We start from the raw sequence: 488 nt of genomic DNA, 5'->3' as shown, positions 1-488 counted from the left end.
TTAACAATATACGATTTATGTACGCGAATAAAACGTTTGTTTGAGCATAAAATATCTTCAAAGTTTTTTAAATTTCGGCTCACTAAATTTTTTGTTCCTGTAGTGCAAAAAACTTCAGCATAAGAACCTTCACCTTTGATATAAGCAATTTTTGCAGTATCAATAAATATCAAGGTATTTCCTGAAGGAACTGCAATTTTACTCAAACTGTCTTGTTGTAAATTTTCTTTCAAAATTTTGAAATTTTCTAATTTCTGTTTTTGTTTTTCCAAACGAGCAATAGCGTCCATTAATTGCTCAGGATGTATGGGTTTCAATAAATAATCAATTGCTGAAAATTTGAATGCTTGCAAGGCATATTCGTTGTAAGCAGTCGTGAAAATTATGGAAAAATTCACGTCATTTTCATCAAAAAAATCTAACAATTCCAATCCACTATGTCCTGGCATTTCAATATCTAGCAATATCAAATCAGGATTGTGTTTTCT

The 488-nt window shown here is 29.9% G+C and carries 1 protein-coding gene; it reads right to left on the bottom strand.

Going from position 1 to position 488, the window contains the following annotated elements; all coding sequences use genetic code 11:
- The coding region (locus tag IU405_RS00455) for a LytR/AlgR family response regulator transcription factor (protein ID WP_197436694.1) at positions 1–488 on the bottom strand (488 nt) is incomplete at both ends.

Source organism: Polaribacter sp. BAL334, assembly GCF_015767435.1.
Classification (GTDB): domain Bacteria; phylum Bacteroidota; class Bacteroidia; order Flavobacteriales; family Flavobacteriaceae; genus Polaribacter.
The sequence above is the reverse complement of the archived record's forward strand: the minus strand, read 5'-3'. Positions and strand labels throughout refer to the sequence as shown.